This is a genomic window from Thalassotalea sp. G20_0 (genome assembly GCF_017744175.1).
Taxonomy (GTDB): domain Bacteria; phylum Pseudomonadota; class Gammaproteobacteria; order Pseudomonadales; family Endozoicomonadaceae; genus Endozoicomonas.
The window spans coordinates 1-1,180 of sequence record NZ_JAGHQV010000229.1; the positions used below are offsets into that span (position 1 = coordinate 1).

General features: G+C 58.2%; 1 protein-coding gene. It reads left to right on the forward strand.

Annotated elements, in window-relative coordinates; genetic code table 11:
- The coding region (locus J7438_RS25700; RefSeq protein ID WP_209278880.1) for a DUF1601 domain-containing protein at positions 1–1,180 on the forward strand (1,180 nt) is incomplete at both ends.

Genomic DNA, 1,180 nt, shown 5'->3' on the forward strand with positions numbered 1-1,180 from the left:
TCAAAGAGGCCGTGGCCGCGCTGTTGCCCCACGTTAACGCACAGAAAGACCAATTTAATGCCCAGGGCATCGCCAACCTGCTGTGGGCCATGGCAAAACTGGTGGACATCGGGCAGGAGCGGACACCGGGGCTCAAAGAGGCCGTGGCCGCGCTGTTGCCCCACGTGAACGCACAAAAAAACCAATTTATTCCTCAGCATATCGCCAACCTGCTTTGGGCCATGGCGAAACTGGTGGACAACGGGCAGGAGCGGACACCAGGGCTCAAAGAGGCCGTGACCGCGTTGTTGCCCCACGTGAACGCACAGAAAGCTAACTTTAAACCACAGGAAATCGCCAACCTGCTGTGGGCCATGGCGAAGCTAGTGGACACCGGGCTGGAGCGGGCACCAGAGTTCAAACAGGCCGTGGCCGCACTGTTGCCCCACGTGAACGCACAGAAAGCTAACTTTAAACCACAGGAAATCGCCAACCTGCTGTGGGCCATGGCGAAATTGGTGGACAACGGGCAGGAGCGGGCACCAGAGCTCAAACAGGCCGTGGCCGCGCTGTTGCCACACGTGAACGCACAGAAAGCTAACTTTAAACCACAGGGTATCGCCAACCTGCTGTGGGCCATGGCGAAACTGGTGGACAACCAACAGGCGAGAACACAAGGGCTCAAAGAGGCCGTGGCCGTACTGTTGCCCCATGTGAACGCACAGAAAGACCAATTTAAGGCCCAGGGCATCGCCAACCTGCTGTGGGCCGTGGCGAAACTGGTGGACAACGGCCAGGAGCAGACTCCAGAACTCAACCAGGCCGTGGCCGCGCTGTTGTCCCACGTGAACGCACAGAAAGACCAATTTATTCGTCAGCATATCGCCAACCTGCTGTGGGCCATGGCGAAACTGGTGGACAACGGGCAGGAGCAGACTCCAGAATTCAACGAGGCCGTGGCGGCGCTGTTGCCCCCCGTAAACGTAAAGAAAGACCAATTTAATGCCCAGGATATCGCCAACCTGCTGTGGGCCATAGCGAAACTGGTGGACAGCGGGCAGGAGCAGACACCAAGGCTCAACGAGGCCGTGGCCGCACTGTTGCCCCACGTGATCGCACAGAAAGACCAATTTAATGCCCAGGGTATCGCCAACCTGCTGTGGGCCATAGCAAAACTGGTGGACAACAGACAGGAGCGGAC